The following is a 26,383-nucleotide window of genomic DNA, read 5'->3' on the forward strand; positions in this document are numbered from 1 at the left end:
CCCCATGCGAGAGTAGCACACCGCCAGGCTCCCATTAAGAACAAAGCCCGACTCGATGAGTTGGGCTTTTTTCGTTTCAGGGAATAAGAAAGATAGTGGAGAGATGCGAGCTACGGGCTCATCACCTGAGCGTACTGTGCGTCCTCCTTGCGGTGCTCCACCGCAAAAAAGACGCGGCTGTACCAGCACGTTATACCATTTCATATTAAGTGTTGCTCACCTCCAACCAGTCTCTATTGCACATTTGGGCGACGCGTTTCAAGTCACCAACAAAGTCATTCCATGCGACGGTCCAAGCGTCGAGTATTTTGTCATAGGATTCAAACAAAGATTGGCCAAATAAGGCTGCCAAACAATTGATAAAAACCAACAAATTAGCTAATTTCACTGCGTTAAATATATTAGCTTAGTTAAGTAAAGAATGAAGGAAAACGCCAAGCCATAAGCTTGGCGTTTGTCGAGCGATTTAAAACGCTAGCGACATAGACACTCGCACCGTGCGAGGTTCAAGCACATGATAGTGAATATCATCAATTTCATTACCACTTGGCTCATTGGCAAGTCTTGATGAATAGTAGTAGTCAATATCATGATCGTTACTGTCGAATATATTTAAAATATCCACCTTAAATGTAAGATCATCCATAGTATAACCGACTCTTAAGTTGGCCACTTTGGTCGGGTCGGATTTCACCGTTGCATCTTCAATCAAAGGGCGTTCACCAAAGTAACGAAGGCGCAAACTGCCAAACAAACCGTTATCAAATAGCGCACTTAAACCGGCTTGTAACACATTGTTTATTGCGCCAGGAATATGATTACCTTCCATCGCTTCATCAGTAAATTTGGCATCGGTGTAGGCATACTCTAAATCCGCTGTCAGATAGGGGCTTATCCTGTAGTAGGCAGTTAATTCTAAACCTTGACGTTGTGACTCACGACTTGCCTCAGTATTACCAGCATCACCAACAAACAATAATTCGCTGTCGAGTTTTAATACCCATAAGGCCACGGATGTATTGAGTTGCTCACTAATATGCCCACGTAGGCCAATTTCATAGCCCAAAGAAGCGACCAAAGGGTCAACTGGCGCGATATTCGTTCCATCAAGTGGGTCAACCTGAGCTATGGTGCCTCGTGCGTCGTTAGAATGGAAACCTTGACCAATAGAGGCGTAGCTTTCCCATTCGTCATTCAAGGTATAAATCAAACTGGCCTTTAAGGAGGTTATATCGTCGTCTTTTTTGCCACGATTGTCGCTAATATCAATACCGTAAAAATTAGTGTCGATGAGACTATTCACATCAAAGTTGAATGTATCGTAGCGCAGACCAACTTGTGTTCTGAGTCTATCGCTAAATTGGATTTGGCTTTGCCAATATAAACCGATACTTTGCTCGTCTACTGCGTCACTGCGGATCGCCCCAAGGCGAGCACGTTCATTAGTCCGGTAAAGGCCGACTTCAGCGATGTCGTCTACGCGCCACTGCACACCGAATTTATGTTGCGCTGTGTTGCCACCAAGCTGGTTATTAAATTGATAACTCGCTTCACCACCATATATCAGACGATCGTCCACTTGTTCAAATTGATCACCCTGAGTTTCATCATCCAAAAAATAAGTAAAATTTGACCATAAGTCGAGATCATAACTTATTGCGTAAAAGGACAGTTTGAGGTGTTCATTCTGCCACTGAGTATTGATGCTATAGCGGCTACTTTGGCCCCCTACAGTGGTATCCAATGAGCCAAGTTCATCAATCAAACCTTGTTCAACTGCCCGTTGTGGAATTTGATCAGCACTGTTCCAACTATTGTCATAAGCCATGCCTGAAATACTAAAGTCGCCGCCCGCCACCTTGCCCGAATACTTGAGTAATATATTGAGTTTGTTTAGGTCCTCGTTAATGTCGCTCCATGGGCCGTCGTAACGATTCAGTTCTAGGCCCCATAACACCTTACCTGAACCGGTATCTACACTGTCGACCGCCGCTAATCTTTGATAGTTGTTTTGGCCAAGAGTCAACTCCGCACTACCTTGTTTAGTTTGACTTTGGGTGATTAGGTTAGCACCACCTGCGCCACTAAAATCTCCATTCTCTGTATAATAAGCCCCTTTGTTATAGGCGATTCGTTCAATAGTTTCCGGAATAATAAAATTAAGATCGGTATACCCCTGGCCGTGACCATGGGTGCGCATATTGACCGGCATACCATCTATAAAGGTGGCGAAGTCAGTCCCGTGATCCAGATTAAAACCACGTAAAAAATACTGATTGGCTTTGCCCGTTCCACTGTGTTGCGTAACCACCATGCCTGGCACCCATTCTAGTATCTCACCACTACGTAACATGGGGCGAATTGCAATCTCGCTGGCGTTTACTTCTCCCTGAGAAGCCGACAGGGCTGTACCAATTAAGTTACTTCGCTGCTGCTGTATGGTTAAGGTTTCTATTTCAGCTTCTTTTTTTTCCATATCTGAAGCAAATGCTTGTGAACAGCCGGTGGAGTAAACAAACACGGCAAGATATACTGCTTTCGTTTTTGAAGTCATGTTAAGTCCTTTGTTAGCTAACTCACCTTGGATTGTTTTCATTTAAAATTAAAAAAGTGCATCCAATGTGTTGTGATGGACGTTAGTTTAAATACCTAAAGGGATACCGATAAGGGCTCGGTTTTGAATATAAATAATCGCGCAGCACAATTAGCCACATTTTTTGGCATCAAACAGAAACCGGCTCGCATGCCAGCGCTAGGGAGTCGAGAATTAGAAGTGCTGGAACTATTTTGGGCGAGGGCGCAAAATAGCTTATCGGTGCTGCAATCGTTGGATTTGTTGCAACTACAGCAAGGCGAGTGCATTGGCCTAAATACTATGCAAAGCACTCTTGAACGCTTGTACCGTAAAGGACTGCTGTTACGAGAAAAACAAGGGCGAGCTTTTGTGTATCGCGCAGCCTGCGCGAAGAAAGAAGTGATACAACGTTTATTTCATGATATCGCTGAAGACATGACCAATGGCGATATGTTGCCGATGATATCGGGTTTTATGGAATATATCGCTACACAAGATCCCGCTTTATCGACACGCCTCGAAAGTGCCTTGCAGCCCCGCCAAGCCGCTAGCTCTGCAAGTCAGGCTAGCACTGAAACCGAATGATCGATATCGTCGCCACTCTCGGGCAAAGTGTTTTCAGTGCGTTTTGTCTGTTGTTGTTTGCCTCTATGGTGAGTAGTTTTTTACACCCTATTTTTCAGCGTGTTAATCAAAGACTGCCTATAAATCACCAGTCGCTGGCAACTTTGTTTTTTGCTCTAATGGCACCTCTAAGTGCAATTTTAGCTGTTGTGGTACTCACTCATCCAGCCATTGCTGCAACCATCGTTTATGCTCATTGTCATGGTACAAGTTGCATACCTCATGTGCCTGCGCCCATTACGAGTTCTTTTTCGGGGGCCGTGTTGGTAGCATTAGCTGCTCTTGTTTCATTAATCGTTATTTATTTGATGAGCCAAACCCTGAAGTTAGCCCGCCGCAGACAAACTTACTTAGAAGCCTTGTCTCAACCCGGTGAAAAAAGTACAAGTAGCGCCTTTGCGTACTATAGACTTATAGAGTCAGATGCTCTCGCTGCATGGTGCGCTGGTTTGTTTTTTCCTCGCGTGTACATTTCTACAGGCTTAGTAAAAAAATTAACAACTGAACAGTTGCACGCAGTTTTAGCCCATGAATATGGTCATGTTATGAGGCGCGACAATTTACGCAAGTTACTTCTGAAATGGGCCAGTACATTTTGGGTGCCCAAAGCAAAGCATAGTTTACGACACAAATTTGCCGCTCAAATGGAAGAGCTAGCTGATTGTGATTCAGCCACAATTACTGGAAAAACAGAATTAGTCAAAGAGGTTTACGCGATGTTTCGCTCATCTGACGAAGTAACACAGGGCATTTATCAGCATCGGCATGTGTCTACTGGCAATATCGCGGGATTGAAAAGTGCAGCGCGTTTTTCGGTTGTACTGGTTTATCTATTGCTAGCGCTACTCTTTGTGGTATTAACGCTTGGTTTAACACTAGTGGCGCACGGATTACTCGAACAATTATAGTGTTACACACACCTAAGCCTTGTTATTAATAACCTGTAAGCTCTAAAAATCCTGTACCTGTGTGAGTGCCAGTGACGCTGACCATGCCTTCATAGTAGGCCATAAGGGCGGGATTCCATTGGTCATTTTTGGCTGTTTTAACCGCAATATCGACACCAAACTGCGGTATATTAACCTGCCAGTGCAGCGGTAATTCTAGTTGGTTTACTGCAATCATCGCACGGGGTGTAAGTGATAAATTCTCTTCTGTGAGCAGCGTTTGATTCCCGTCAGCGTGCACCAAGGTGCCGGTTATATAAGCTGGCTGGTCTTCAATGCGCATCCTAAAGGCCATTAACTTACTACCATCGTCTAAGTGCAAAGACAGCCAATCCCAGCCCAGTGTTTTACTATCAACCAGTTGTGAGGTCCATTCATGATCAAACCAGGCTTGTCCACTGAAGGATATGTGGTGCTTGTTATCTGTAGAATGGGCATTCTTAAAGGTAAACTTACCAGTAATATCGATAAACGGATTAGAATAGTAGTAGGAAGCATAGGCCCCGTCGGCCGATTTGATGCTATAGCCTTTATCACCTTGCAACACAAAAGGGCCATCTTGTTGCAACGTTGCCGAGACTGTCATAACAGGATTGCCTTTCTCGTTTTGAGTTATTAGCGGGAGAGTAAACGTTAAGTTTGCAGGCAGTAGGGCCTGCTGTTCACTTACAATTTGACTTGAGTTAGTCCAAGCCCAATCGTCAATAGTTAACGCAAAAGGGGCTAGGTTTACCCCTGCATTACCCACCTCACCACGGGCAAATTTTTCTGCAAACCAGTGTGAATCTAGGCTATTAACCGATGCATGTCCCATATAAATCTGATTGTTTGCCCAAGCAGAATGCCCAGCGCTGTGGGTTGGGTTTCTAAAGCGAAATAAGGTCCATTGCAAGCCATAGAGTCGACCTTGTTCGTCTTTGACATTTGCGGTCAGATACCACCACTCAATATCAAACAGCGGGTGTTCATTGTGATCATCGGGAAAGCGAACAGGGTAGTTTGCCACAACTTGTTGGCCGAGAGTTTCTGGTGCTGAGTTTGCAGGTAAGCCAAGGCGCTTGCTGCGTTCAGCTACCGCCTTTGGCGTTTTTGCTTGAGTATATCCCCCTTGTTTAATTAGCACAGTGCTAAGAGCTATCCCAAAGCTTACCAGCACGACGATAAGTCTATTTCGAGTTAGTTTAACCATCTGATATCCTCGATAAGGGGTTTACGGCTGGCTTTAAATGTGGGTATTAGTATGATGAGCAGTACTACGCTTAAACTAACAACATAAATATTCAGTAAGGTAAATACGTCAACTTTAAGAGGATACGTCCACTGAAAGGCGTGGTAATTGACGTCGTTAATTAATACCCAGCTAAGCAATATACCAAAGGGGGTAGCAAAAATTAATGCGACGAGACATAACAGTAAAAACTGAAATAGCCCCATGATTTGCAGTTTAAATCTCGAGACACCTAAACTTCTTATCAACATATTTTGCGGCTTTAGATCTTTGCTTAATACCACAATGGCACAGGCTAAAGACAATGCCGCCACTAATAGAGTGACTACGTTTAAGCCGTCGGTAATTAAAAAGGTTCGATCAAAAGTTTGCATTGACCTTGCTAATAACTCTGCTGTTTTGATTAAGTTATTTTGCACATCAATACCGTACGAACCTAGTTGTAAGCTAAACGCCCTGATTTGCTCTGGGCTGCCCTCAAGGGCATAAAGTGATGAAGCAGAAAGCTTTGCGTCAAAGCTGCTGATAGGCAATAGAACCTGTTTATTGGGGCTACCAAAGTCGTACACCACACCTTCGATTTTATAAGATGTAAGTTGTTCTGATATGGGGTGTGATAGACGAACAGTGTCGCCAAGGCCAACGTGATAATAAAAGGCAAATTGCTGGTTAACAAATACGCCCTGATGGTTTTCAAAGTTTTGCCATGCCTGCGTTTTATCATTTATCTGATAAAAGACCATGGCGTGTTTAAAGGTATCGGTGCTGGGGTAGCTATATAGCTGGATGCGTAAACCTTGATAGTCAATGTACTTCTCATATCGTTTACTAATACCAATATTTTCTTGTTTTGCGAGTTGGCTAAGATCTGTATCGCCGGTGTAATACAAATAATAGTCTGCCACCAAGCGAGTATCTAGCCAGCTCAATGTGGCTGCACGAAAACTATCTACCATTAAATTCATGCCAATATTACTGGTTGCTGCAATAAAAAACGCACAGCAGGCAATTTTGGCCTTTGATGAAAGCGCAATGCTTTGTTTAACACTAAGGCGAAGTAAGACTAAGCGTGCTGGGATAAAACGGCAAAAGATCGATAACATAGCCGAATAACTGATAAGTAAAAGTGCACATCCACATAAAATCAGACAAGCAACGGCAATTAATAGCAGCCAAAGTTGAGTGGCAAAAGACAGTAATAAAAAGCTAACAAGTGCCAAAAGCAGGCCAAGTCCAAAGGTGACTATTTGCCACTGTCGTTGTTGCTTGCTACCTAATGGCGGTGTTTTAACATGGCTTAATGTTTTATTGAGTTGTATAACAGGCAAGGCGAGGGCTACGAGCGAGCCAAGTAAGCTAATAGCTAATACCTGAATGAATAATGACCAAAACGAGACATGCCCAAATCCGACATCTACGTTATACAGGTTTGCTAAGGTGGCTTGTACGGTAGGAGAAACGAGATTAGCGAGGTATATTCCCAGTACTATTCCTAGACTACAGGCCACAAGGTTAAAGAGTACTAACTCGGCTATTTGCACCATAAATACGGCTCTGCGACCTATCCCTAATTGGCGACTGATTTTAAGCCAAGGCATTCTTGCATTGAGCAGTAAATTAACGGCGTTGAGTACAATAAATAAACACACCACAAACATCAGCAAGGCCATGGCGAATAAATTGAGGTGAAAGCTCTCAGTTAACTCACCTTGTTGCTCACCTGATGTCATAGCAAGCACCGTAAGGTGCTTGGGCAGTTGCGCAGACAACGAGCTTAATCGTGCATCATTATGTTGAGGCGATTGGCTCACCCATAGCAAGCCACTAAGCTCAGCCTCAGGGAGTAGGCTAAAATAGCGGTTAATATCAAGTACCACATCATTACCTAAGCCTGCATTATCAAGGGCTTGTAGCCTAGGTAAAATAGGGCCTTGCGGGCTGTCTAAGGTTAATTTAGGATTTGTTGTACCACTAGCTGGCGCTAAATTGGCGAGTAAACGTGGATGACTAAAGGCGATATCACTTGAAAATGCCAAGCTCAGTAAATTTGCGTCAGGGGAAGTTTGCTTGCCTTGCATGCCCTGTTGAAACCCCAGCATGGTCAATGCGCTAACAAAATCTATCCCAGTAACAGACACTCTGTTGTCGAGTCCCAATGCATTATTGTGGTAAATACGATGTTTGCTAGTGGCATAAGCCACTAATTCATTAAATCCGCGTTTTTTTAGTTCTGCGTAATCTTGTTTGGTGAGTTTTTGGCTTGAATTTACGGCCACAATTTGATGACTAACATTAGGCAGTAAATAAGTATTGTCTTGTTGGTAACTTTGCTTGGCACTGTGATTGATGATTAGTACGGCTGATAAACCGCTGGTGGCAATTATTAAAGCACCCATTAACATCAGCACACTAAATGTTGTTTGCCGGTAGCTTTGCAGCAGTAAACGGGCAAAGTAAAAATAATCGGTGTTGATGTTCATCGCAATTATTTACTACTACTTAACTGCAGGGCGCCATTCACCAAGCGATATTGATAATCTGTTAAGTTGGCAACTTTTTCGCTGTGGGTGACTAATACCAAAGTGGTATTTAATTGTTTGCAGGTATCTACTAATAAGCGGCTAACGATTGCAGCGTTTTTGTGATCGAGGTTTCCTGTGGGTTCGTCGGCTAGTACCAATTGAGGTTGGTGTGCAAGGGCGCGGGCAATGGCAACTCGTTGTTGCTCTCCGCCTGATAATTGTTCTGGCAGTTTATGTATATAAATGGCAATCCCAAGGGTGCTTAACAGACCTTGCAAATAGCTGGGATCAAGTTTTTGACTAAGGTGCGCTGGTAGCAGCACGTTTTCATAGACAGAGATGCAATCAATCAAATTGTATTTTTGAAAAATAATGCCTAATTGGCGTTTTCGATATTCATCTGCTTGTGATTCACTCAAGTTGAGTAAATTGAAGCGCTGATCGCCGCTTTGCACGATCAGTTCGCCGCTATCGGGTTTATCGAGAGTGGCTAACAAGTGTAAAAGAGTGGATTTTCCTGAGCCAGACTCACCTTGTATTGAAATACTGGCGCCCTGAGCCACTTCAATACTTAGGTCTTGCAAAATAAGCCGTGTTTCTTCGGCGTCTTGGTAACTTTTATACAGATTTTTAATGCTTAACATGTATTCTTCGTATGTAAAGTAACAGAGGCTATCTGCTTGGTGGGTTTAGCCTAGCAAAAGAATACGTGGTTTGGATAATTAAAGATTTTAAATTTACTGTAGATTTTAAGGCACAAAAAAAGGCGCTGAGTAAGCGCCTTCTTTAGGTACAACAAACTATTATTCAGCACTTGTCTTTTTAGACAAAGCAGTAAAACGTTTGTTGAATTTCTCGATACGACCACCGGTATCAACGTTACGCTGTTTGCCAGTATAGAACGGGTGGCAAGCAGAACATACGTCAAGATTGATTGGCTTTTTAAGAGTTGAACGAACTTTGATTACGTTTCCGCAGGCACAAGTTGCAGTCATTTCTTGATAATCGGGATGAATACCTTCTTTCATGGGGTTACCTCTCAGTTAAGGCCGTATCGCTAACCAACCCGAAGTTGGACACCATACGAAAATTAAATTCAAATAGGAAGCTTTGTGGCTTGCCGCAAAGTGGCGCGCATATTAATGTACCTGCCTCAAGTGATCAAGGGCTTTGCTGCTTTTTACAGCAATAATGCCGCTGAAAACCCCGGTTTTGTGTTTTAAAGTGAGTTAGTAGCAAGTTAGATGACAATTCTGCGTATCGCCCTGCCTATTCCTAAACGGCAACTATTTGATTATAGCTATCAAGGCCCAGCGCCAGAGCTTGGGGTGAGAGTGCAAGTGCCCTTTGGTCCCAGAACCATGGTGGGGTTGGTGTGGGAAATTGCTGACACTTCGCAGTGGCCAGAAGCTAAACTCAAACCGATTATTCAACTACTCGATGACAAACCGGTATTTAATACTACACAAATCACATTGTGTAATTGGCTTGCCACTTATTACAAGCACCCTATTGGCGATGTGGTTCAAACGGCCTTACCTGTGGCATTACGCAAAGGGGGAAGTAACGAATCTAAGCTGCTGCAATATTGGACGGTGACTGACTTAGGTCAACAAACAGACCTCAATGACTTATCCCGCGCGCCCAAGCAACAAGCCTGCTTAGTACAATTAAAGGCAGGCGAGTTAGAAAAATCACAAGCTAATCAGCAATTTGGTCCAGCAAGTTTAAAAGCACTGGCTGCCAAAGAATATATTACCCTTAAAGAAAAAAAACGAGAGCAACTTGAACCATGGGCAAAACAAATTTGCATTAGTGATAAACCACAAGCCAATACTCAACAAGCCTTAGCCATTAGTTGCATTGAAGCTAGCATCGGTAAGTTTGCCAGTTTTTTGTTAGAAGGCATTACCGGCAGTGGCAAAACTGAAGTGTATTTGCAGGCTATTGAATCGGTATTACTACAAGGCCAGCAAGTACTGATTTTAGTGCCTGAAATCGGCTTAACCCCGCAAACAGTTTTTCGTTTTAAACACCGTTTCGGCATTGAGGTTGGTGTATTGCATTCGGCCCTGACGGATAACGAAAGATTAGCGGTATGGCAACAAAGTGCAGCGGGACAACTGGGTTTAATTATCGGTACCCGTTCAGCCATTTTTACTCCTATGCTCACGCCCGGTTTACTGATTGTTGATGAAGAGCACGACGCCTCGTATAAACAGCAGGATGGGTTACGTTACCATGCGCGCGATTTAGCGGTTATGCGAGCCCACACCGAGAATATTCCGCTAGTACTTGGTACCGCAACGCCAGCCTTAGAAACCCTCAATAATGCCTTAACAGGCAAGTATCAGCATTTACATCTGCCCTTGCGTGCCGGTAATGCCGTGGTGGCCAAACAGCAGGTGTTTGATATTCGTCAGCAACCGCTCGAATTTGGTTTAGCCAAAGGCATGCTTGAACGCATCGCCTTGCATTTAAAACAGGGTAGTCAGGTGATGCTGTTTATTAACCGTCGGGGCTACGCTCCAGCGTTGATGTGTCATTGTTGTGGGCACGTTGAGCAATGCCACAGCTGCAACAAACCTTTTACTTTGCATAAGAGTTTGCACAAATTGCAGTGCCATCACTGTGGCGGGGCCAAAGGTATTCCCAAAGTCTGTGAAAATTGCCATTCAAGTGAATTGACTTCGCAGGGCGTGGGCACAGAGCAACTTGAACAAGGTTTAGCGGGGTATTTTCCGCAATATAAAAGTGTGCGTATCGACAGCGACACCACCCGTGGTAAAAACAAACTCGATAAGATGCTTAACCTTATCAACAACAATGAATACCAGATTTTAATTGGTACGCAAATTTTATCGAAGGGTCATCATTTTCCGAATGTGACCTTAGTGGTGATCATGGATGTGGATGGCGCTTTGTTTAGTGCTGACTATCGCGCGGCAGAGCATTTGGCTCAGCTGATTACGCAATTAGCAGGCCGGGCAGGCCGGGCGCAGAAGCCCGGCGAAATGTGGTTGCAAACCTATGATCCTGCTCATCCTTTATTACAAGACTTGATTAATAATGGCTACGGTCATTTTGCGCGCTATGCTTTGTTAGAGCGTCAGCAAGCTAACTTACCCCCCTATACTTATCAGGCCTTGTTTAAAGCCCAAGCTTTAAGTGCTCGCGATGCCCACGAATTTTTACAACAGATTGCCGACTTGTTTGTTCATGAAGCTAGTGTTGCGTGTTTGGGGCCTATTCCTGCCTTAATGGAAAAACGCCAAGGCCATTATCGCATGCAGTTGTTATTACAAAGTCAACAACGCAGCACCTTGCAGCAAGCCATTAACCAACACATTAATCAAATAGAAAATCTAGGTTTAGGCCAAAAAGTACGTTGGGCTTTAGACATCGACCCACAAGATTTTAGTTAATAAGAATTCGGATTCATTATTGTGATCATACTGCGTGACTACCAAAAATCAGATGCCCCATTATTGGTTGAGTACCTTAATGATCCTAAGGTGCTGCGTTATTTAACCAGTAGCATTTCTTCGCCCTTTACTGAAAAAGAAGCCCGCTGGTGGATTAAAGACGGCACTTTAAATAAGTATATTCGCGCCATTGAATATAAAGGTACTTTTGTCGGTACGATTGGTGCAGTGCGCGAAGAGTTTGAACGGTCTCGCTCAGCCGAAGTCGGCTACTGGTTGGCCACCCCTTACTGGGGTAAAGGCATCGCTACTGAAGCGCTACAACAATTTAGCCAAAACCTATTTGAGCAAACAGACTTAATGCGTTTGTTTTCACAGGTGTTTGAAGGTAATAAAGGCTCGTTGAAAGTGCTCGAAAAAAACGGTTTTGAACTCGAAGGACGCCTTAAAAAAGCGGTCTACAAAGACCATAAATTTTGTGATGCGTTTTTGTACGCCAAAATCCGACCTTATACCCTTCACCCTTGAAACTGCAATTGCAATGGTTTTGGATATAAAATAATTATTGCGGACTAACGACTTTAACCAAAGCTTGCTAGTATACTGTTTTTTTATCCAGTTTATTTTTTATGATCCTCTATATCGCCGAAAAACCGAGCTTAGGCCGTGCCATTGCCACGGGTTTTGATGGTAATCAAAAAAAACACGACGGTTATATTGAACTTGCTAATGGCGATTGCATTACCTGGTGTATCGGTCATTTATTAGAGCAAGCCGAACCAGATAAATATGATGCCGCTTACGCCAAGTGGTCTTTGCAGCACCTGCCCATCGTGCCCCACAAATGGCAACTGGTACCTAAAAAGAATACCCAAAAACAACTCACCGTGGTCAAACGCCTACTGAAAACCGCCAGCCATATCGTTAACGCTGGCGACCCTGATAGAGAAGGTCAATTGCTGGTAGATGAAGTGATTACCTATTGCGGGGTTAAAGCAGCGTTAATTGAAAGTGCTGGGCGCTTATTAATTAATGACTTAAATACCTCTGCTGTTAAAAAAGCCTTGCAAAATATGCGTGCTAATCGAGAGTTTTTAGGTTTATCTGTCTCGGCCTTGGCCCGCTCCCGTGCCGATTGGTTATACGGTTTAAATCTTACTCGGGCTTATACTTTGCTCGGACAGCGCGGTGGGTACAGCGGCGTATTGTCGGTCGGCAGGGTGCAAACGCCAGTATTAGGATTAGTGGTGCGCCGAGACGAAGACATTGCAAATTTTGTATCGAAACCCTTTTTTGAGGTTATCGCTACCTTAGAAACTCACAGTAAAACGAGCTTTAAAGCGAAGTGGCACCCAAGTAAAGCGTGTGAACCTTACCAGGACGAAGAAGGCCGGGTGTTATCGCGCAAATTGGCGCAAACTGTGGTCAATAAAACCGAAGGCCAAGCGGCGGTCGTGACCGACTACAAGGTACAAAACAAACAAAGTCCGCCGCCACTGCCTTACAGTCTATCCATACTGCAAATTGATGCGTCTAAACGTTTTAATTTATCGCCCAAGGCAGTGTTAGATATTTGTCAGTCTTTGTATGAAAAACACCAATTGATCACCTATCCCCGCTCCGATTCACGGTATTTGCCCAAAGAACAATTAGCTCAAGCGCCTAAGGTACTCAGCGCAATTAAAAGCAATATACCCAGTTATGCAAGTGCGGTTGATAATGCCAATCCTAAGTTAAAATCTAAAGCGTGGGATGACAGCAAAGTGGATGCGCATCACGCTATTATTCCTACTCATCGAAGTAAAGCCATCAGCAGTTTAACGCCTGACGAGGCCAAGGTTTATCAACTGATTGCCACCCAATACCTGATGCAGTTTTATGGCCCGCATAAGTATTCGGAGCAAATTGTCAAAATTGATATTGCTGGTGGTGAATTTGTTGCCAAAGGTAAAGCTACTCAGGAACTCGGTTGGTTAGCCTTAAACAAGAACGACAGCAAACCCGAAGTGGTATTACCCACGCTCACCAAAGGCGAAGCCTTACGATGCAGCAACTCCGAGCTCTTAGAAAAACAAACCTCGCCTCCTAAACATTTTACCGAAGCCACACTGCTCGCCGCCATGACAGGCATCGCCCGTTATGTACAAGACAGTGAAATCAAAAAAATCCTCAAAGACACCGACGGCCTAGGCACCGAAGCCACTCGGGCTTCTATCATCGACTTATTATTTAAACGCCAGTTTATGCAAAAAGTCGGCAAAGACATCCGTGCCACCGATACCGGCAAAGCGCTAATAAACGCCTTACCCAGTGAAACCACCCACCCCGATATGACCGCAATTTGGGAAGCCAATTTAGACAAAATCGCCCACAAGCAGATGCGCTATGAGGCTTTTATGTTGCCCTTAACCAATTCAATTACCCAATTAATCAACAGCAGTCAAAAACTGGATACCAGCCAATTTGCGGGGTTAAAGAGTAGCAAGCCTGCAGGTAAGAAGAGCTGGGGTAAAAGGGCTGTTAAGAAAAAGAGGTAAAGGATTTCTAAAGCTAAAAGGCTAGCGTGCACAGAGCATGCGCGTTGCTTACTAAGCTTTTAGAGCATGACTCGCGCGGCGACCGCTGAGGCCACTAAGATTATCGCTGCGCGACCGCCATCCGTGGCTATGTATCAAGCCAAGTCCCTAGGCTCAACTCACTTCTTTTCAACAGCAAAAAGAAGTAAGCAAGAAAGACCGCCCCACTAAGCGTTCTAATCCTGACTGGTTTGAATTGACCAAGCCGCTTTAACTTGTTCCCGACAAGGCAAGGCTAAACTGGCTATCCTTGGCAGTTTGCATAGCCAATTTAGACGCAACTCAGGGAATGTTTATATGGGGATAGAAAGCAAGTTTTCTTCGGATTAATCGAGCATTAAGCTACTCATATTGTTATGCATGGCGTTTCTTAGTGATATAACATTCGTTTTAATTAAAGAGGGTCGCAACTCCTTTTTGCTGGATAAGTATTATCGACTCAATAATTTAAGGGAAGTATTATGGATTTAAAATCACTAGAAAATACCTTGCCAACTGTGTTGTAAATAGCTTTGGTTGCATCAATTTTTGACCAAGATTGACGTTATAAACAACATGAAAGTTGCTAATGTCATGGGCTTATGATCTGCCGTTGATTATGGATTGATTGGACCAAAAAATATAAAATTAACACTCTGGTTTATCACTGACAAAAGGACATGTTAATGCGTTATTTCCCCTCCTCTGTTTTACTCATTTTGTGTCTTTTTAGCTGCTTTGCTCCTCTTTTTGCGCAAGAGTCTGTGGTATCACCAGAGGCATTTAGACAAACATTCATTGCTACTTTAGCAGAAAAAATTCCTGGCGTGAAAACCGAAATTAAGGGGGAGATGGAGGTGCACATCCTTGAACCTGAAGAATTCGCTTTTATCAATTACTTGGATAACGTGTATATCCGCTATCAAAACAACCCGCAAGATCTGGCTATTTTAATGGAGGAATATATCGATTCCATTTTAGCGATGAATCAGCAAAAAGCATCGAAAATGGTGTTAGAAGACTTAGTCCCAATTTTAAAGGATATGGCCTACATCGAGACTATTAAGCAAGTCATGGGTAGCAAGACAAATAAGAAGGGGCAATCTAATCCGACGTTGTTTTACGAACCTATTAATAGCGAATTAGTCATGTTATTTGCCTTTGATTCACCAAGCAGTTTGCGTTTTGCTAGCGTTGATGACCTTGCTGAATTTAACTTAGATACTAAAGCCTTAAAACAAGTGGCCATCGAAAACTTATTTAATCGCTTGCCTGATATTCACATTCAGGGAAATGACGATATCAAGTACTTGGTAGCTGGTGGCATGTTTGAAAGCTCCTTACTGCTAGTGGACGCAATGTGGAACAAAGACAATTTTCCCTTCGAAGGTAATTTGCTTGTATTTGTTCCGACTCGCGATGTGGTGTTAATTACCGGCTCCAAAAATCAAGCAGGTATTGCGCAAGCACGTAAAATTATCATGGAAAATCAATTTGCTCATATGGTGAGCGAACATGCCTTCGAGTTTGTTGATGGACAGTGGCGCTTATTTATTGAATAGCGAAAAATACTCCCCTTGTTTTTAGGAATAAAGGCTACATCTTCCCCGTAGCTTGCTTTCTTAAATGGATGATAGTTATGCATCATGTTTTCGTTTTCTTTTGTTTTTTCATTACCTTTAGTGTTTCAGCTACTGCGCTGCCTGACAGCAAATCACATCATCGAATGCTTTTTGTGGGCAACAGCTTGACGTATGTTGGTAATTTACCGGCTGTTTTTGATGCGCTAGCGGCTAAAAATAACGTTTTGACTGAAAGCGATATGATTGTACGAGGAGGCGCAACTTTGACAGAGCGGGTTGCTGACCATTCAGTTGAACTAGCTTTAAAATCAAAGGTTTATGATTTTGTTGTTTTGCAAGAAAGAGGCGGTGACATCATTTGCGGCTTTGGGCCTGAAACCTGCGAAAATGCGGATTCAGCTATGGCTGAACTAAGCAAAATTGCCTTACAAAATAACGCAAAACCGATATTACTTGGCACCTACCAAAAGCCCGCCCATGTTTCTGAAGAGCTAGTTGCGGAAGAAGCAAAACTAGCAAAACGATACTCTGCAATTTATGTTTCTGTGTCAGATAAATTACAAAAAGCCATGCAACACGCACCAAATGCAAATTGGTTTTACACAGACAATGGCCACCCTGGTCATGACCTAGTGTTGTTAGAGGCTATGCTGTTATATAAGCAGTTATTTTCAGTGCAAGATTTCACTGGCGAACTTATTGTTAATGCACCTTTGTACAAACCCAATACTCAATTTTCAGTTCCTTCACCCTTGAGTCTGCCGATAGCTTCAGATGACTCACCCTTCGGTTACACATACACAAAAAAGCAATTGTCTAAGGTGCACTCTCTTATCTCAAAATAAGAAATGTACAAAAATAATTGAAAAAAAGTAATGCAAAAGCCATTTTATCAAAAGAACGCTACCGCTTTTACAATCAGTATCGTGGTGCTTTATTCTATTATTGTTACTGATGTTGAAATTGAAAGGATACACATGCTTTTTATGATAAATCTGAGCAGTGTTTTATTCGCATTACATACCGAGAAGAAATTAAACACGCATTACCCCAATATGGTCGAAAATCCTCTTCGTTATGTGCGGTTTGAGAATAATTTACTTTGGATCGGCGATACCTCAGTTAATGCACGTGAGGTGCAAAAAATTGCCCTAGATTCCGCCGGGAAGCTGGGTTATTGCTCTCTACCGTTTAATCAAGAATCAGGGGGGGTTCCGCAATTTAGCTTTCCTGCTGAAGACATAGAACGCCTGCGGGCTCATTTTAAGCAGGTTCTAGCTAATGTGGAGTTTATTACCTAAAGAAATATATTTGAATAACCTTAAACAACAGCCCTACGCAGTTAACTGCTTTAACTAAAAGTAAGCTGAATTAATAGGAGTGAGAGATGAAAATTCGATTACGTTTAGTGTTACTGATTTGCTCTTTAGTATCTTTTGCTGGTTACTCCAATGACTCGATCTTACGTCAAGCCTATCAGCAGCATAAAAGTGATTTGCAAGTTAAGGGGGCGGGAGTGGTAGAGCGATTATTGCCAGACGACACTCAAGGCGATAAACACCAAAAATTCATCATTCGCTTGGCTAATAGACAATCTATTTTAATAGCGCACAATATTGATTTGGCGCCCCGGGTTGCCAATTTGCAAGTAGGCGATGAGGTTGAATTTTATGGAGAATACGAATGGAGCCAACAAGGTGGAGTGATTCACTGGACGCACCACGATCCCAAAAAATTGCACGTTGGCGGTTGGTTAAAACATAATGGAACGACTTACCAGTAAAAACGAGTTGAACAGCAACTACGTTCACTGGGGTAATTACTACCGAGTAAAAAATATTTCGTACGAATGTCATTGAGGATTTCCGTAGCCTAGGTAGAATCGTTCGCCCTGTAGTAACAATGACTTTTGGATTTTTTGATTCGTATGGCGCACAAAGATTACGTAGCTCGTGGTCGTGGTAAAAAAGCGGCTCCTCCACCCCCACCAAAACGTTCCCTACCTTGGTTACGCATTATAGTGACTTTATCTTTAGTTGCGGGTTTTATCGTTTTTTTGTGGTCTATCAAAGGCACGTCACCCGATTCGCCCGAAACTGAGGTAGTCACTAAGGTTGCACCGCCTAAAGAGGATGCCCTGCCTGACATGCCTGAAGAAGAGTGGGAATTTATTAAATCGTTGCCAGAGTACACCGTCGAGGTTGAGGTGGAAGAGCAGGCCAAGTCGACTAAGCGATATTTAATGCAGTGTGGCTCATTTAAAGTGGGCTCACAGGCCGAAGAATTGAAAGCAAAAATTGCGTTTCAAGGCTTAGAAGCGCAAGTTCGTAAAAGTGAAGGTAGCTCGTGGTACCGCGTTATTTTGGGCCCATATGAAAGTAAACGCAAAGCAGAAACGGACCGTCATCAATTACAAAAATCAAAAATAAACGGCTGCCAAATCTGGAATTGGAATTTATAGACCAAACTCATTCGGCGAAATTGCTAAGCGAAGCGTAAGCAAAATTTCAGAATGACGTTTGGTCTTTCTTTGCTTTGGATTTTACTCATTCGGCGAAATTGCTAAGCGCAGCGTAAGCAAAATTTCAGAATGACGTTTGGTCTTTCTTCGCTTTGGTTTTTACTCATTCGGCGAAATCGCTAAGCGAAGCGTAAGCAAAATTTCAGAATGACGTTTGGTCTTTCTTTGCTTTGACTTGTGCCAGAGGCTTATCGCTAGTCATTACTATTAATATGTAAAAGGTGGGTTCGTACGGTGCAAAATAAGATTGAGTTTCGTTTTTTGCAACTTAATAAAATGCAGGCTATTACCCTGAGTAGAGAAATTCAGGGGGCAACTTATGCGGCACATGAACATAATTCTATTTTTATTGGCAGTGTACCGTTACACGAAAAATACTTGGATGATATTAATCATTTTTTTATCCGCCAAAAAGTGGTGGAAGCTCAGTGTGACATTTTAATTTCGACCCAGTCGGCAGTTGCAAACACCATCATAAACGTGCCTCCCATCGTTAATCGTATATTAAAGGACATCGATTGCCCCCTCACGATTTCGTTGACTCTGGCCTAACATCTTCAAAGCCCATAAATAGTGATGTATCTATTCGTTTAGAGTAAACCTCGATTTAACGCTATACCCTGCTCCTTGGCGCACGTAAAAGTCTACACCTTTGGTGTTTTCAACGGGTGTCTGCCATTGGATTTGTTTAAGATTGAGGGATGCAGCGATACTTTTTACCTCTGTAAATAACCGCGAGCCAAGGCCTTGTTGACGATAGTCTTGATGTAAAAAAAGACAATCGAGATGCAAATACGGCTCAACTGACCAGCTTAAGTAATTTTGAGTAACAGAAAAGCACCCTACCAAGGCGCTATCTAAAGTAGCAAGCCAGAATTGTATGATTGAAGCATCACTTAATATGCTAACTCATTTATCTATTGTGATAGAAGGTTCAGAGGCTTGTTCAAACTCAGCATGCTGATGCATTAATGCTAATAAAGGGGCGCCATCATCCGGCATGGCCGGACGAATATTAACGGCGTTTGCTGACACCACCTTACTCAGTTTTTGCTAATTCAAAGCCTTCATCGAGCCAACCAGTAATACCGCCAGCCATCAGTTTTACCTTTCTGCCTAATTTTGCCAAGCGCACTGCGCCTCTGGCTGCGCCATTACAATGGGGCCCGGCGCAATAAGTCACAAACAGAATATCCTGTGGCCATTGACTGAGTTTCGATTCAACGATTTTTCCGTGTGGCAAAGAGACTGCACCGGGCACATGGCCTTGGTCGTAAAGCGCTTTGCTGCGTACATCCAGTAATACAAATTGCTCAGGTGATATTTTTAAACCCTCATGGGTATCCCAGCAATCAGTTTCAAACTCAAACGCTTTACTAAAATGTGCCAGGGCATCTTCTGATGATGCGGCAGGGATGGCGATAACTGGATTTTGCATTTTATGGCTCCGTTGAAAGTTGACGGACTCATCATTACAGAATCATGTGCAATTGAATATTGGCAATAATGCCATTAATCGTAAAAAAAGCGCCAAAATGTGCCAAAGTCGATGATAGGGCGAGATATCACTACTTTTCGCTATGGTGGGACAGGGTTGCTGGCTGTTGTTAGATAAACAGCCAAAGCATGCTTAGCTCTACTCTACGCGATTAGCGAAGGTCTCGCCATTCTCCGACTGGTAAGTCAGCTAAGGTATATTGCCCAAATTGTTCCCTGTGTAGCGAAACAACGTGATTGCCACATGCAGCAAACATTCGTCGAACTTGATGGTACTTACCCTCGTTCAGCGTCACTTTGGCGGTGTGGCTATCAATGATGTTTAATGTGGCGGGTAAACATACTTCGGTTTCACTAATCAGGGCCACACCTTGGGCAAATTGCTCGACTAAAGCGGGTTCGAGTGGGCGCTCAACAGTGACTAAGTACACCTTATCAACATGATGTTTCGGAGACGTAAGTTGTTGCACTAAGGCTGATTGGTCGGTAATTAAAATCAAGCCCGTAGTGTCTTTATCGAGTCGTCCGACACTGACGACTTGTGGATTTCTGGCTTGCCAACGCTTGGGCAATAAATCATAGATGCGTTGGCCTTCGCGGGTATCGTGTGAGCAAACATAGCCCAAGGGCTTGTTTAGCATAACTAAGATGTCGCCAGGGTGATCTAGGCTCTCACCATCTACACTAACCGATGCGGGGTCGACCTTTTGCGCAGGGTTTGTTGCTAACTGCTCTGCTATCTTAATACGCTTGTCTTTCAGCCAATATCGCACCTCGCGGCGAGAACAGTAACCAAGGTTACTTAATGTTTGATCGAGGCGTTTGAGTGCGGGCATTAAAGCTTATCCATATGAATCACAGTAAAGTATAAGTTTACATGGTTTAACGCGCTTTTGTCTGAATCTCATTGTTGCTTAAGCCAGTATTTCGTTACCATAGACGTATTTAAAGCGAAAATAAGGTGATGCATGCAATTTAGTGGTATTGGTACTAAAACAATTGAGCAAGCGTTAGCTGAACTATCGGATATGAGCCTTTGCGCAATCCCTACTCAAGAAGGTGAATACCGCGCAAGGATGGCAAAGGCGCAGGTCTATATGCGTGAGCATAATATTACAGCAATTTATCTGAATGCGGGTACTAACCTTAGGTATTATACTGGTCTACGTTGGTATGCCAGTGAACGTATGGTAGGGGCGGTTTTGCCTGCCCAAGGTGAGGTAATTTATATCGCACCGCATTTTGAGATTGATACTATTAATGATTACATGGTCATAGCGGGTGAAATTAGAGGCTGGCAAGAACACGAAAGCCCCTACGCACTTTTCTGCCACATTATTGCTGGCATTAGCGAAGCGACTGAGGTCAAAGTGGGGATCGACGAATCCACCGCATTTTTCATGGTGGACGGAATTCAAAAACAGCAACCTGGAATGCGTATAATTAATGCCAGCGAAGTCACGGCGCACTGCCGCATGCATAAATCTGCGGCCGAAATTGCCTTAATGCAGTGTGCTATGGATATGACCATTGCGGTACATAAAGCAGCGGCTAGTATTTTAAAAGAAGGCATCTCGACTAAAGAAGTAGAAGACTTTATACACCAGGCGCACAAAAAAGTGGGTGCAGCCAATGGGTCGTATTTTTGTATTGTGTTGTTCGGTAAAGCAACATCATTTCCTCATGGGGTTAAAGATCCTCAAATATTAAAAAAAGATGATTTGGTATTGATAGATACAGGCTGTCAATTACATGGTTACATATCAGATATTACCCGAACTTATGTATTTGGCACTGCAACTGAAAAACAAATCGATATTTGGTCTAGTGAAAAGCGCGCCCAACAGGCGGCATTTGCCGCAGCTTCAATCGGCGCGCGTTGTGGTGATGTGGATGCAGCAGCGAGACAGTCCCTTGAACAAGATGGCTTAGGCTCAGACTATAACCTACCGGGCTTGCCCCATCGCACAGGACACGGCATTGGCATGGATATCCATGAATGGCCTTACTTAGTGAAGAACAATCCCTTACCCTTAGTTAAAGGCATGTGTTTCAGCAATGAACCAATGATAGTGGTGCCAGGTGAGTTTGGCGTAAGATTAGAAGATCATTTTTACATGACAGAAACTGGCCCTGCTTGGTTTAGTCAGCCGTCAAAATCTATTTATGAGCCGTTCGCGTAATAGCCTCTTCATTCCAATACCCTAGTTTAGGGCATTAGAGCCTATGTTATGCATGATGTTTCACATTAATTTTGTGACCACGTATCTGGATTAACACACGTATCTGGATTAACCAGCACGCAATCTGACAGAGAAATATGTTCATTTACCGTTCGTATTCCGACGTAATGAGAACGATCCCAAATAGCAGAAAGCAGACATAACTATCAAACTGAGGGACATTGTTTTCTAATCCATCAACCTTTTTAATGCCACGTAAAAACAAGCACCCCAACTAATTAGGATGTCTTAAGTCAAAATAGTATATTAGCGAAAAATAAGCGTGTTGACCTGATTATGCTTTATAAAACCACTATTAAAAAAGGATTTTATTAATGAAGCATCTTATTTTTGTACTAGTAATTTTGCTGTGGTCTTGTACTCCAGATAACAGGCCCGAGTGGGTAAAGCCTAAATCCGTTGTCGTTAGTTGCGATGAATACTACAACTTAGAAACAAAATATGGCGTTTTAACAAATAATGTTTGGAATAAGCATGCCGCAGAGAACGATTCGTGGGAACAATGTATAGAGAAGCTGAATATTGATGGCATTGTACAATATGGCTGGTCTTGGTCATGGCCTTTTGAGCGAAGAGTCATTTATTCTCAACCACAAATTAAAATGGGCGCTTCACCTTGGGCCCCAGAACCAAAATTTAACGATTCGTTTCCACTTAAAATAAGTAAACTAGAAAAACTAATAATAACCCATGAACTTGATATTTCATCCAATGGTGAGCATAACAATGTCACCACCATGTGGTTGTTGTCTGAAGCTTATAGAGGGGATAAGGTTAGGCCTGACCTTATTAAGGCTGAAGTCATGATCTGGACCTATTCGACAAAGAATCATTTTGATCCCGCTGGCAAACGACATGGTGAGCTGAAGATAGGAAGCGATGTTTGGGAAGTGTGGTATCAAAAAGATTGGCACGATAAATCAGGTGTAAACGATAACCAATGGATAAGCCTATCTTTCAAAGCGCAAAAATCATCTATGAAAGCCTCTATACCAGCGCTTGAACTTTTGCAATTTGCTGTCGATAAAGGGCTAATAAGTAAAGATTTATATATCGCAGATATAGAGTTAGGAAACGAGATAATGAGTGGTTCTGGCATAACTTGGATTAAAGAACTCTCGGTTTCGTTTAACTAAAATCTAACATTTTCGACTGTCTGCTTCATCAGTAAACCAGTAATGGCTTTGACAACCTTTTTATCGCTCAAATGGTCTTGTCAAATTGAGCTAAGACTTATCAGTCCAAATTATTAATTATTACAACTTATCCTATTTTCGCTTTTACTGGGCTTGAGCCGACAGTTCATCCTTGAAAATAATACATTCCTCCCCACATCTAGCTCATGGTGCGCTTTTAAGGTGGGTAGGGGTCGCAGCTCATTCTATTATTTAGCGTTAATCCGACAAACTATTTGTCTAAAATTTTTAAGGAAGTCTAGTGACTACTATCGTATCAGTACGTCGTAATAATCAGGTGGTTATTGCTGGAGACGGCCAAGTATCGCTTGGTAATACCGTAATGAAAGGCAATGCCAAGAAAGTGCGTCGCCTGTATCACAACAAAGTGTTGGCAGGGTTTGCTGGTGGTACCGCCGATGCTTTTACTTTGTTTGAACGTTTTGAATCAAAACTCGAGATGCATCAAGGGAATTTAACCCGTGCGGCTGTTGAACTGGCTAAAGACTGGCGTACCGATCGCATGTTACGCAAGCTCGAAGCTTTACTTGTTGTGGCCGATGAAACGGCTTCTTTTATTATTACCGGTAACGGCGATGTGGTGCAGCCCGAACAAGACTTAGTTGCTATTGGCTCGGGTGGAAATTATGCCCAAGCTGCGGCTACTGCTTTGTTAAACAATACCGACTTGTCGGCTAAAGAAATCGCTGAAAAAAGTCTTACCATTGCTGGTGATATCTGCGTATTTACCAATCATCATCACACTGTTGAGTTACTCGAGTACTAATTAGCGCCAGCTGGTTTGCAAAAAACGAATCATGGCAAACCCATTATTTACGCTCACAAAATATAGGTTGAGATTATGTCAGAAATGACCCCCAGAGAAATTGTTCACGAATTAGATTGCCATATTATTGGCCAGAAAAATGCCAAGCGAGCAGTGTCTATTGCCTTGCGTAATCGCTGGCGCAGAATGCAATTGCCGGCTGAGCTTCGCCAAGAAGTTACCCCAAAAAATATTTTAATGATTGGTCCAACAGGTGTAGGTAAAACCGAAATTGCTCGTCGTTTGGCTAAACTCGCCAATGCGCCGTTTATTAAGGTAGAAGCCACTAAATTTACTGAAGTGGGTTATGTAGGTAAAGAAGTCGACTCTATTATTCGAGATTTAGCGGATATCGCGGTAAAGATGACCAAAGAGCAAGCTACCACACGCGTTAAATTCCGCGCAGAAGAAGCAGCCGAAGAGCGAATTCTTGATGCTTTGCTGCCACCTCCGGAAAACGTTTGGGGGGAAAAAGAAGAAGCTCAAGGCAAAAATACCCGTCAGATTTTCCGTAAAAAATTACGTGAAGGTCAATTAGACGACAAAGAAATAGAGATTGATGTTGCTGCGCCACAAATTGGTGTAGAAATTATGGCGCCTCCTGGTATGGAAGAAATGACCAACCAGTTACAAGGTATGTTTCAAAATCTAAGCTCTGGTTCGTCGAAGAAAAAGAAAACCTTAAAAGTGAAAGATGCCTTTAAGTTATTAATTGATGACGAAGCGGCCAAATTAGTGAATCAAGAAGAGCTCAAGCAAACCGCCATTGAGTCACTTGAGCAAAACGGCATTGTGTTTATTGATGAGATAGACAAAATCTGTAAGCGCGAAGGTGCCGGTGGCAGCGGTGGTGATGTATCACGTGAAGGTGTACAACGCGACTTACTCCCTTTGGTTGAAGGCTCTACGGTGTCAACTAAACATGGCATGGTGAAAACTGACCATATTTTGTTTATCGCGTCAGGGGCGTTTCAAATGTGCAAACCCTCTGACTTAATTCCTGAGCTACAGGGGCGTTTACCTATTCGTGTCGAATTGTCAGCGCTCACCGCGCAAGACTTTGTACGTATTTTAACTGAGCCTAACGCTTCACTGACTGAGCAGTATATCGCACTAATGAAGACCGAAGGGGTAGATATTGAATTTACCGATGAAGGTATAGAACGCATTGCAAATGCCGCTTGGACTGTGAATGAACGTACCGAAAACATCGGCGCACGTCGGCTGCACACTGTGATGGAAAAACTCATGGAAGATATCTCTTTTGATGCTTCAGAGAAAAACGGTGAAGCACTGACCATCGACGCTAAATATGTGAATGATCATTTGGATATGTTGGTAGAAGACGAAGACTTAAGCCGCTTTATTTTATAAGACGTGTTGTTCGCTAAAAAATGCCACTCAACTTGAGTGGCATTTTTTTATCGATGATTACTTATTAATAATTTCTAGCGCTCTACATTCAAAAATAATGATCGTAGGCGCTCTGGCTCAGGCCAATCTCCCTTGATTTTGAGCGTCTTAAATGGCGTCAATTTACACCAATTAAACATAAAAATACTACTTGGCAAAAACTTGCACACGGCGGTAAATAGTTCATAATGTTGATAAATTTTAGTAACGAGCTTCCTTAAATGTCCTTAAAAACGAAACATTCAAGCACGCGAAATACTGTAAAGATTTATTCCAAATTAGCGTGTGTCATTGCCGTTCTGCTATCTGTATCACTGTCAAAGGCAAATGCTGTCGAAGTACTGACTGCTCAAGAATTAGCTTCTCATTGTGCACTGCTTAGTAGCAATCCAGAAGGGGCCGACGGCCAATACTGTGTGCGTTACATTCAAGGTTTTATTGATGGGGCAATCGCTACTGATGCTCGGGTAATGTTAAGCGCTGAAAATGCCATTTCTGGTAATGAAACCTTCACTGAGCGTGCGATGCGTACTCGTATGCCGGGCCGAGTTGATCTTTCTCGGGCAGCGAAATTGGCAGGCTTCTGTCTTGGTGATCCCTTGCCACTGCGTGACGTAGTCGATGTCATTGTTGTAGATTTAGCGGCAGGTTTAGCCACAACGGCAAAAGATGAGCCGGCGATGGAAGTTGTCTACAAATCACTTATGAAAAATTATCCTTGCGAACAATGAAACGTATGAGAGCTAAACGCGTGCTACAACGAGGCGAGGCACGACTTTCCTCTATCTTACTATTATTGCTTGTTCTTGCCATTTCGTGGTTGCTTTGGTCAGGCCTGTATAAGCCTTTGGTTATGGGCTTGGGTGCATTTTCTTGTGTGTTGAGTGTTTACCTAGCCCATCGAATGGGCTTTTTTAGGCATCATCAAGCGATGTTTAAAGTGTTACATCGTTTACCGGGTTACTGGTGGTGGCTATTAAAAGAGATTGTGACGTCCAGTATCGATGTGGCCAAGCTGATATTGAGCCCCTCATTACCCATTAGTCCTACCGTGGTTGTGCTAGATGCAGCGACCAAAACAGATGTGGGTCATGTCATCTTAGGTAATTCAATTACTTTGTCTCCGGGCACAGTTACGCTAGATGTTCACGAAGGAAAGTTACTCATTCACTGCTTAACCATTGAAGGCGCCAAAGAAATACAAAAAGGCGAGGCAAATCGTCGGGCCGCTGCTTTGGAGAAGAAATAA

The 26,383-nt window shown here is 43.0% G+C and carries 27 protein-coding genes; 17 read left to right on the forward strand and 10 right to left on the reverse strand.

The annotated features are described in order from the left end of the window. Nucleotides 1-204 (reverse strand): hypothetical protein (locus ACEN2L_RS11225; RefSeq protein WP_441743778.1); only part of this gene is annotated, 204 nt, incomplete at its 3' end. A 262-nt stretch (nt 205-466) separates the two neighbouring features. Continuing rightward, complete coding sequence (locus ACEN2L_RS11230; RefSeq protein ID WP_441743780.1) at nt 467-2,554, reverse strand: TonB-dependent receptor; 2,088 nt, start codon at nt 2,552-2,554, stop codon at nt 467-469. A 123-nt stretch (nt 2,555-2,677) separates the two neighbouring features. Here ACEN2L_RS11230 and ACEN2L_RS11235 point away from each other — a divergent pair, with 123 nt between their 5' ends. Together ACEN2L_RS11235 and ACEN2L_RS11240 are read left to right on the forward strand one after the other, a co-directional pair. Continuing rightward, complete coding sequence (locus ACEN2L_RS11235; protein ID WP_441743781.1) at nt 2,678-3,160, forward strand: BlaI/MecI/CopY family transcriptional regulator; 483 nt, start codon at nt 2,678-2,680, stop codon at nt 3,158-3,160. Then, entirely contained in the window at nt 3,157-4,107 is a 951-nt protein-coding gene (locus tag ACEN2L_RS11240) for a M56 family metallopeptidase (protein WP_441743783.1), read from the forward strand. Before ACEN2L_RS11235 ends, ACEN2L_RS11240 begins: the two co-directional genes overlap by 4 nt. 25 nt (nt 4,108-4,132) lie before the next feature. On the opposite strand, the gene ACEN2L_RS11245 is transcribed toward ACEN2L_RS11240, so the two are convergent. From ACEN2L_RS11245 to rpmE, 4 genes are all read right to left on the reverse strand, one after another. Further along, nucleotides 4,133-5,335, reverse strand: coding sequence for a lipocalin-like domain-containing protein (locus ACEN2L_RS11245; protein WP_441743785.1), 1,203 nt, complete (start codon nt 5,333-5,335; stop codon nt 4,133-4,135). Continuing rightward, nucleotides 5,323-7,854, reverse strand: coding sequence for an ABC transporter permease (locus tag ACEN2L_RS11250; protein ID WP_441743787.1), 2,532 nt, complete (start codon nt 7,852-7,854; stop codon nt 5,323-5,325). The genes ACEN2L_RS11245 and ACEN2L_RS11250 overlap by 13 nt, the downstream gene beginning before the upstream one ends. A gap of 5 nt (nt 7,855-7,859) precedes the next feature. Next, nucleotides 7,860-8,540, reverse strand: coding sequence for an ABC transporter ATP-binding protein (locus tag ACEN2L_RS11255; protein WP_441743789.1), 681 nt, complete (start codon nt 8,538-8,540; stop codon nt 7,860-7,862). 159 nt (nt 8,541-8,699) lie between these two features. Continuing rightward, nucleotides 8,700-8,924, reverse strand: coding sequence for a 50S ribosomal protein L31 (gene rpmE, locus ACEN2L_RS11260; protein WP_441743791.1), 225 nt, complete (start codon nt 8,922-8,924; stop codon nt 8,700-8,702). A gap of 216 nt (nt 8,925-9,140) precedes the next feature. On the opposite strand from rpmE, the gene priA reads away from it, so the two are divergent. The 9 genes from priA to ACEN2L_RS11305 all read left to right on the forward strand — a co-directional run bounded on the left by priA (nt 9,141) and on the right by ACEN2L_RS11305 (nt 18,532). Beyond that, the gene (gene priA, locus ACEN2L_RS11265; RefSeq protein ID WP_441743793.1) at nt 9,141-11,321 is read left to right on the forward strand and encodes a primosomal protein N'; all 2,181 of its coding nucleotides are present in this window, start codon (nt 9,141-9,143) and stop codon (nt 11,319-11,321) included. A gap of 21 nt (nt 11,322-11,342) precedes the next feature. After that, a complete protein-coding gene (locus ACEN2L_RS11270; protein ID WP_441743794.1) occupies nt 11,343-11,849 on the forward strand; it encodes a GNAT family N-acetyltransferase in 507 nt (168 codons plus the stop codon). A gap of 101 nt (nt 11,850-11,950) precedes the next feature. Beyond that, nucleotides 11,951-13,858, forward strand: coding sequence for a DNA topoisomerase III (locus ACEN2L_RS11275; RefSeq protein WP_441743796.1), 1,908 nt, complete (start codon nt 11,951-11,953; stop codon nt 13,856-13,858). 704 nt (nt 13,859-14,562) lie between these two features. Further along, nucleotides 14,563-15,438: a DUF1444 family protein gene (locus ACEN2L_RS11280; RefSeq protein ID WP_441743798.1), complete on the forward strand. Its 876-nt coding sequence runs from the start codon at nt 14,563-14,565 to the stop codon at nt 15,436-15,438. 77 nt (nt 15,439-15,515) lie between these two features. Further along, complete coding sequence (locus ACEN2L_RS11285; protein WP_441743800.1) at nt 15,516-16,304, forward strand: hypothetical protein; 789 nt, start codon at nt 15,516-15,518, stop codon at nt 16,302-16,304. A 30-nt stretch (nt 16,305-16,334) separates the two neighbouring features. Then, nucleotides 16,335-16,760: a hypothetical protein gene (locus ACEN2L_RS11290; protein ID WP_441743802.1), complete on the forward strand. Its 426-nt coding sequence runs from the start codon at nt 16,335-16,337 to the stop codon at nt 16,758-16,760. Nucleotides 16,761-16,846: 86 nt separating this feature from the next. Further along, the gene (locus ACEN2L_RS11295) at nt 16,847-17,242 is read left to right on the forward strand and encodes a DUF3465 domain-containing protein (RefSeq protein WP_441743804.1); all 396 of its coding nucleotides are present in this window, start codon (nt 16,847-16,849) and stop codon (nt 17,240-17,242) included. Nucleotides 17,243-17,386: 144 nt separating this feature from the next. Then, a complete protein-coding gene (locus ACEN2L_RS11300) occupies nt 17,387-17,920 on the forward strand; it encodes an SPOR domain-containing protein (protein ID WP_441743806.1) in 534 nt (177 codons plus the stop codon). Nucleotides 17,921-18,214: 294 nt separating this feature from the next. Then, on the forward strand, nt 18,215-18,532 hold the full coding sequence (locus ACEN2L_RS11305; protein WP_441743808.1) for a hypothetical protein: 318 nt from the start codon (nt 18,215-18,217) through the stop codon (nt 18,530-18,532). A gap of 30 nt (nt 18,533-18,562) precedes the next feature. On the opposite strand, the gene ACEN2L_RS11310 is transcribed toward ACEN2L_RS11305, so the two are convergent. The 4 genes from ACEN2L_RS11310 to ACEN2L_RS11325 form a co-directional block, all read right to left on the reverse strand. Beyond that, complete coding sequence (locus ACEN2L_RS11310; RefSeq protein WP_441744174.1) at nt 18,563-18,883, reverse strand: GNAT family N-acetyltransferase; 321 nt, start codon at nt 18,881-18,883, stop codon at nt 18,563-18,565. 6 nt (nt 18,884-18,889) lie between these two features. Then, the gene (locus ACEN2L_RS11315; protein ID WP_441743810.1) at nt 18,890-19,015 is read right to left on the reverse strand and encodes a hypothetical protein; all 126 of its coding nucleotides are present in this window, start codon (nt 19,013-19,015) and stop codon (nt 18,890-18,892) included. 4 nt (nt 19,016-19,019) lie between these two features. After that, on the reverse strand, nt 19,020-19,418 hold the full coding sequence (locus ACEN2L_RS11320; RefSeq protein WP_441743812.1) for a rhodanese-like domain-containing protein: 399 nt from the start codon (nt 19,416-19,418) through the stop codon (nt 19,020-19,022). Between the two features lie 211 nt (nt 19,419-19,629). After that, nucleotides 19,630-20,313: a pseudouridine synthase gene (locus ACEN2L_RS11325; RefSeq protein ID WP_441743814.1), complete on the reverse strand. Its 684-nt coding sequence runs from the start codon at nt 20,311-20,313 to the stop codon at nt 19,630-19,632. A 132-nt stretch (nt 20,314-20,445) separates the two neighbouring features. Between ACEN2L_RS11325 and ACEN2L_RS11330 the strand changes: the two genes are divergently transcribed. From ACEN2L_RS11330 to ACEN2L_RS11355, 6 genes are all read left to right on the forward strand, one after another. Beyond that, nucleotides 20,446-21,660 (forward strand): M24 family metallopeptidase, encoded by a 1,215-nt coding sequence (locus ACEN2L_RS11330; protein ID WP_441743816.1) that lies wholly within the window; start codon nt 20,446-20,448, stop codon nt 21,658-21,660. 374 nt (nt 21,661-22,034) lie between these two features. Beyond that, a complete protein-coding gene (locus ACEN2L_RS11335) occupies nt 22,035-22,856 on the forward strand; it encodes a GH12 family glycosyl hydrolase domain-containing protein (protein ID WP_441743818.1) in 822 nt (273 codons plus the stop codon). Between the two features lie 301 nt (nt 22,857-23,157). Continuing rightward, entirely contained in the window at nt 23,158-23,682 is a 525-nt protein-coding gene (hslV, locus tag ACEN2L_RS11340) for an ATP-dependent protease subunit HslV (protein ID WP_306021152.1), read from the forward strand. A 75-nt stretch (nt 23,683-23,757) separates the two neighbouring features. Beyond that, on the forward strand, nt 23,758-25,095 hold the full coding sequence (hslU, locus tag ACEN2L_RS11345; RefSeq protein WP_306021151.1) for an HslU--HslV peptidase ATPase subunit: 1,338 nt from the start codon (nt 23,758-23,760) through the stop codon (nt 25,093-25,095). A gap of 260 nt (nt 25,096-25,355) precedes the next feature. After that, nucleotides 25,356-25,865: a Rap1a/Tai family immunity protein gene (locus ACEN2L_RS11350; protein WP_441743821.1), complete on the forward strand. Its 510-nt coding sequence runs from the start codon at nt 25,356-25,358 to the stop codon at nt 25,863-25,865. A 5-nt stretch (nt 25,866-25,870) separates the two neighbouring features. Next, nucleotides 25,871-26,383: a Na+/H+ antiporter subunit E gene (locus tag ACEN2L_RS11355; protein ID WP_306021149.1), complete on the forward strand. Its 513-nt coding sequence runs from the start codon at nt 25,871-25,873 to the stop codon at nt 26,381-26,383.

The organism is Flavobacterium sp. W21_SRS_FM6 (assembly GCF_052119645.1).
Taxonomy (GTDB): domain Bacteria; phylum Pseudomonadota; class Gammaproteobacteria; order Enterobacterales; family Alteromonadaceae; genus Paraglaciecola.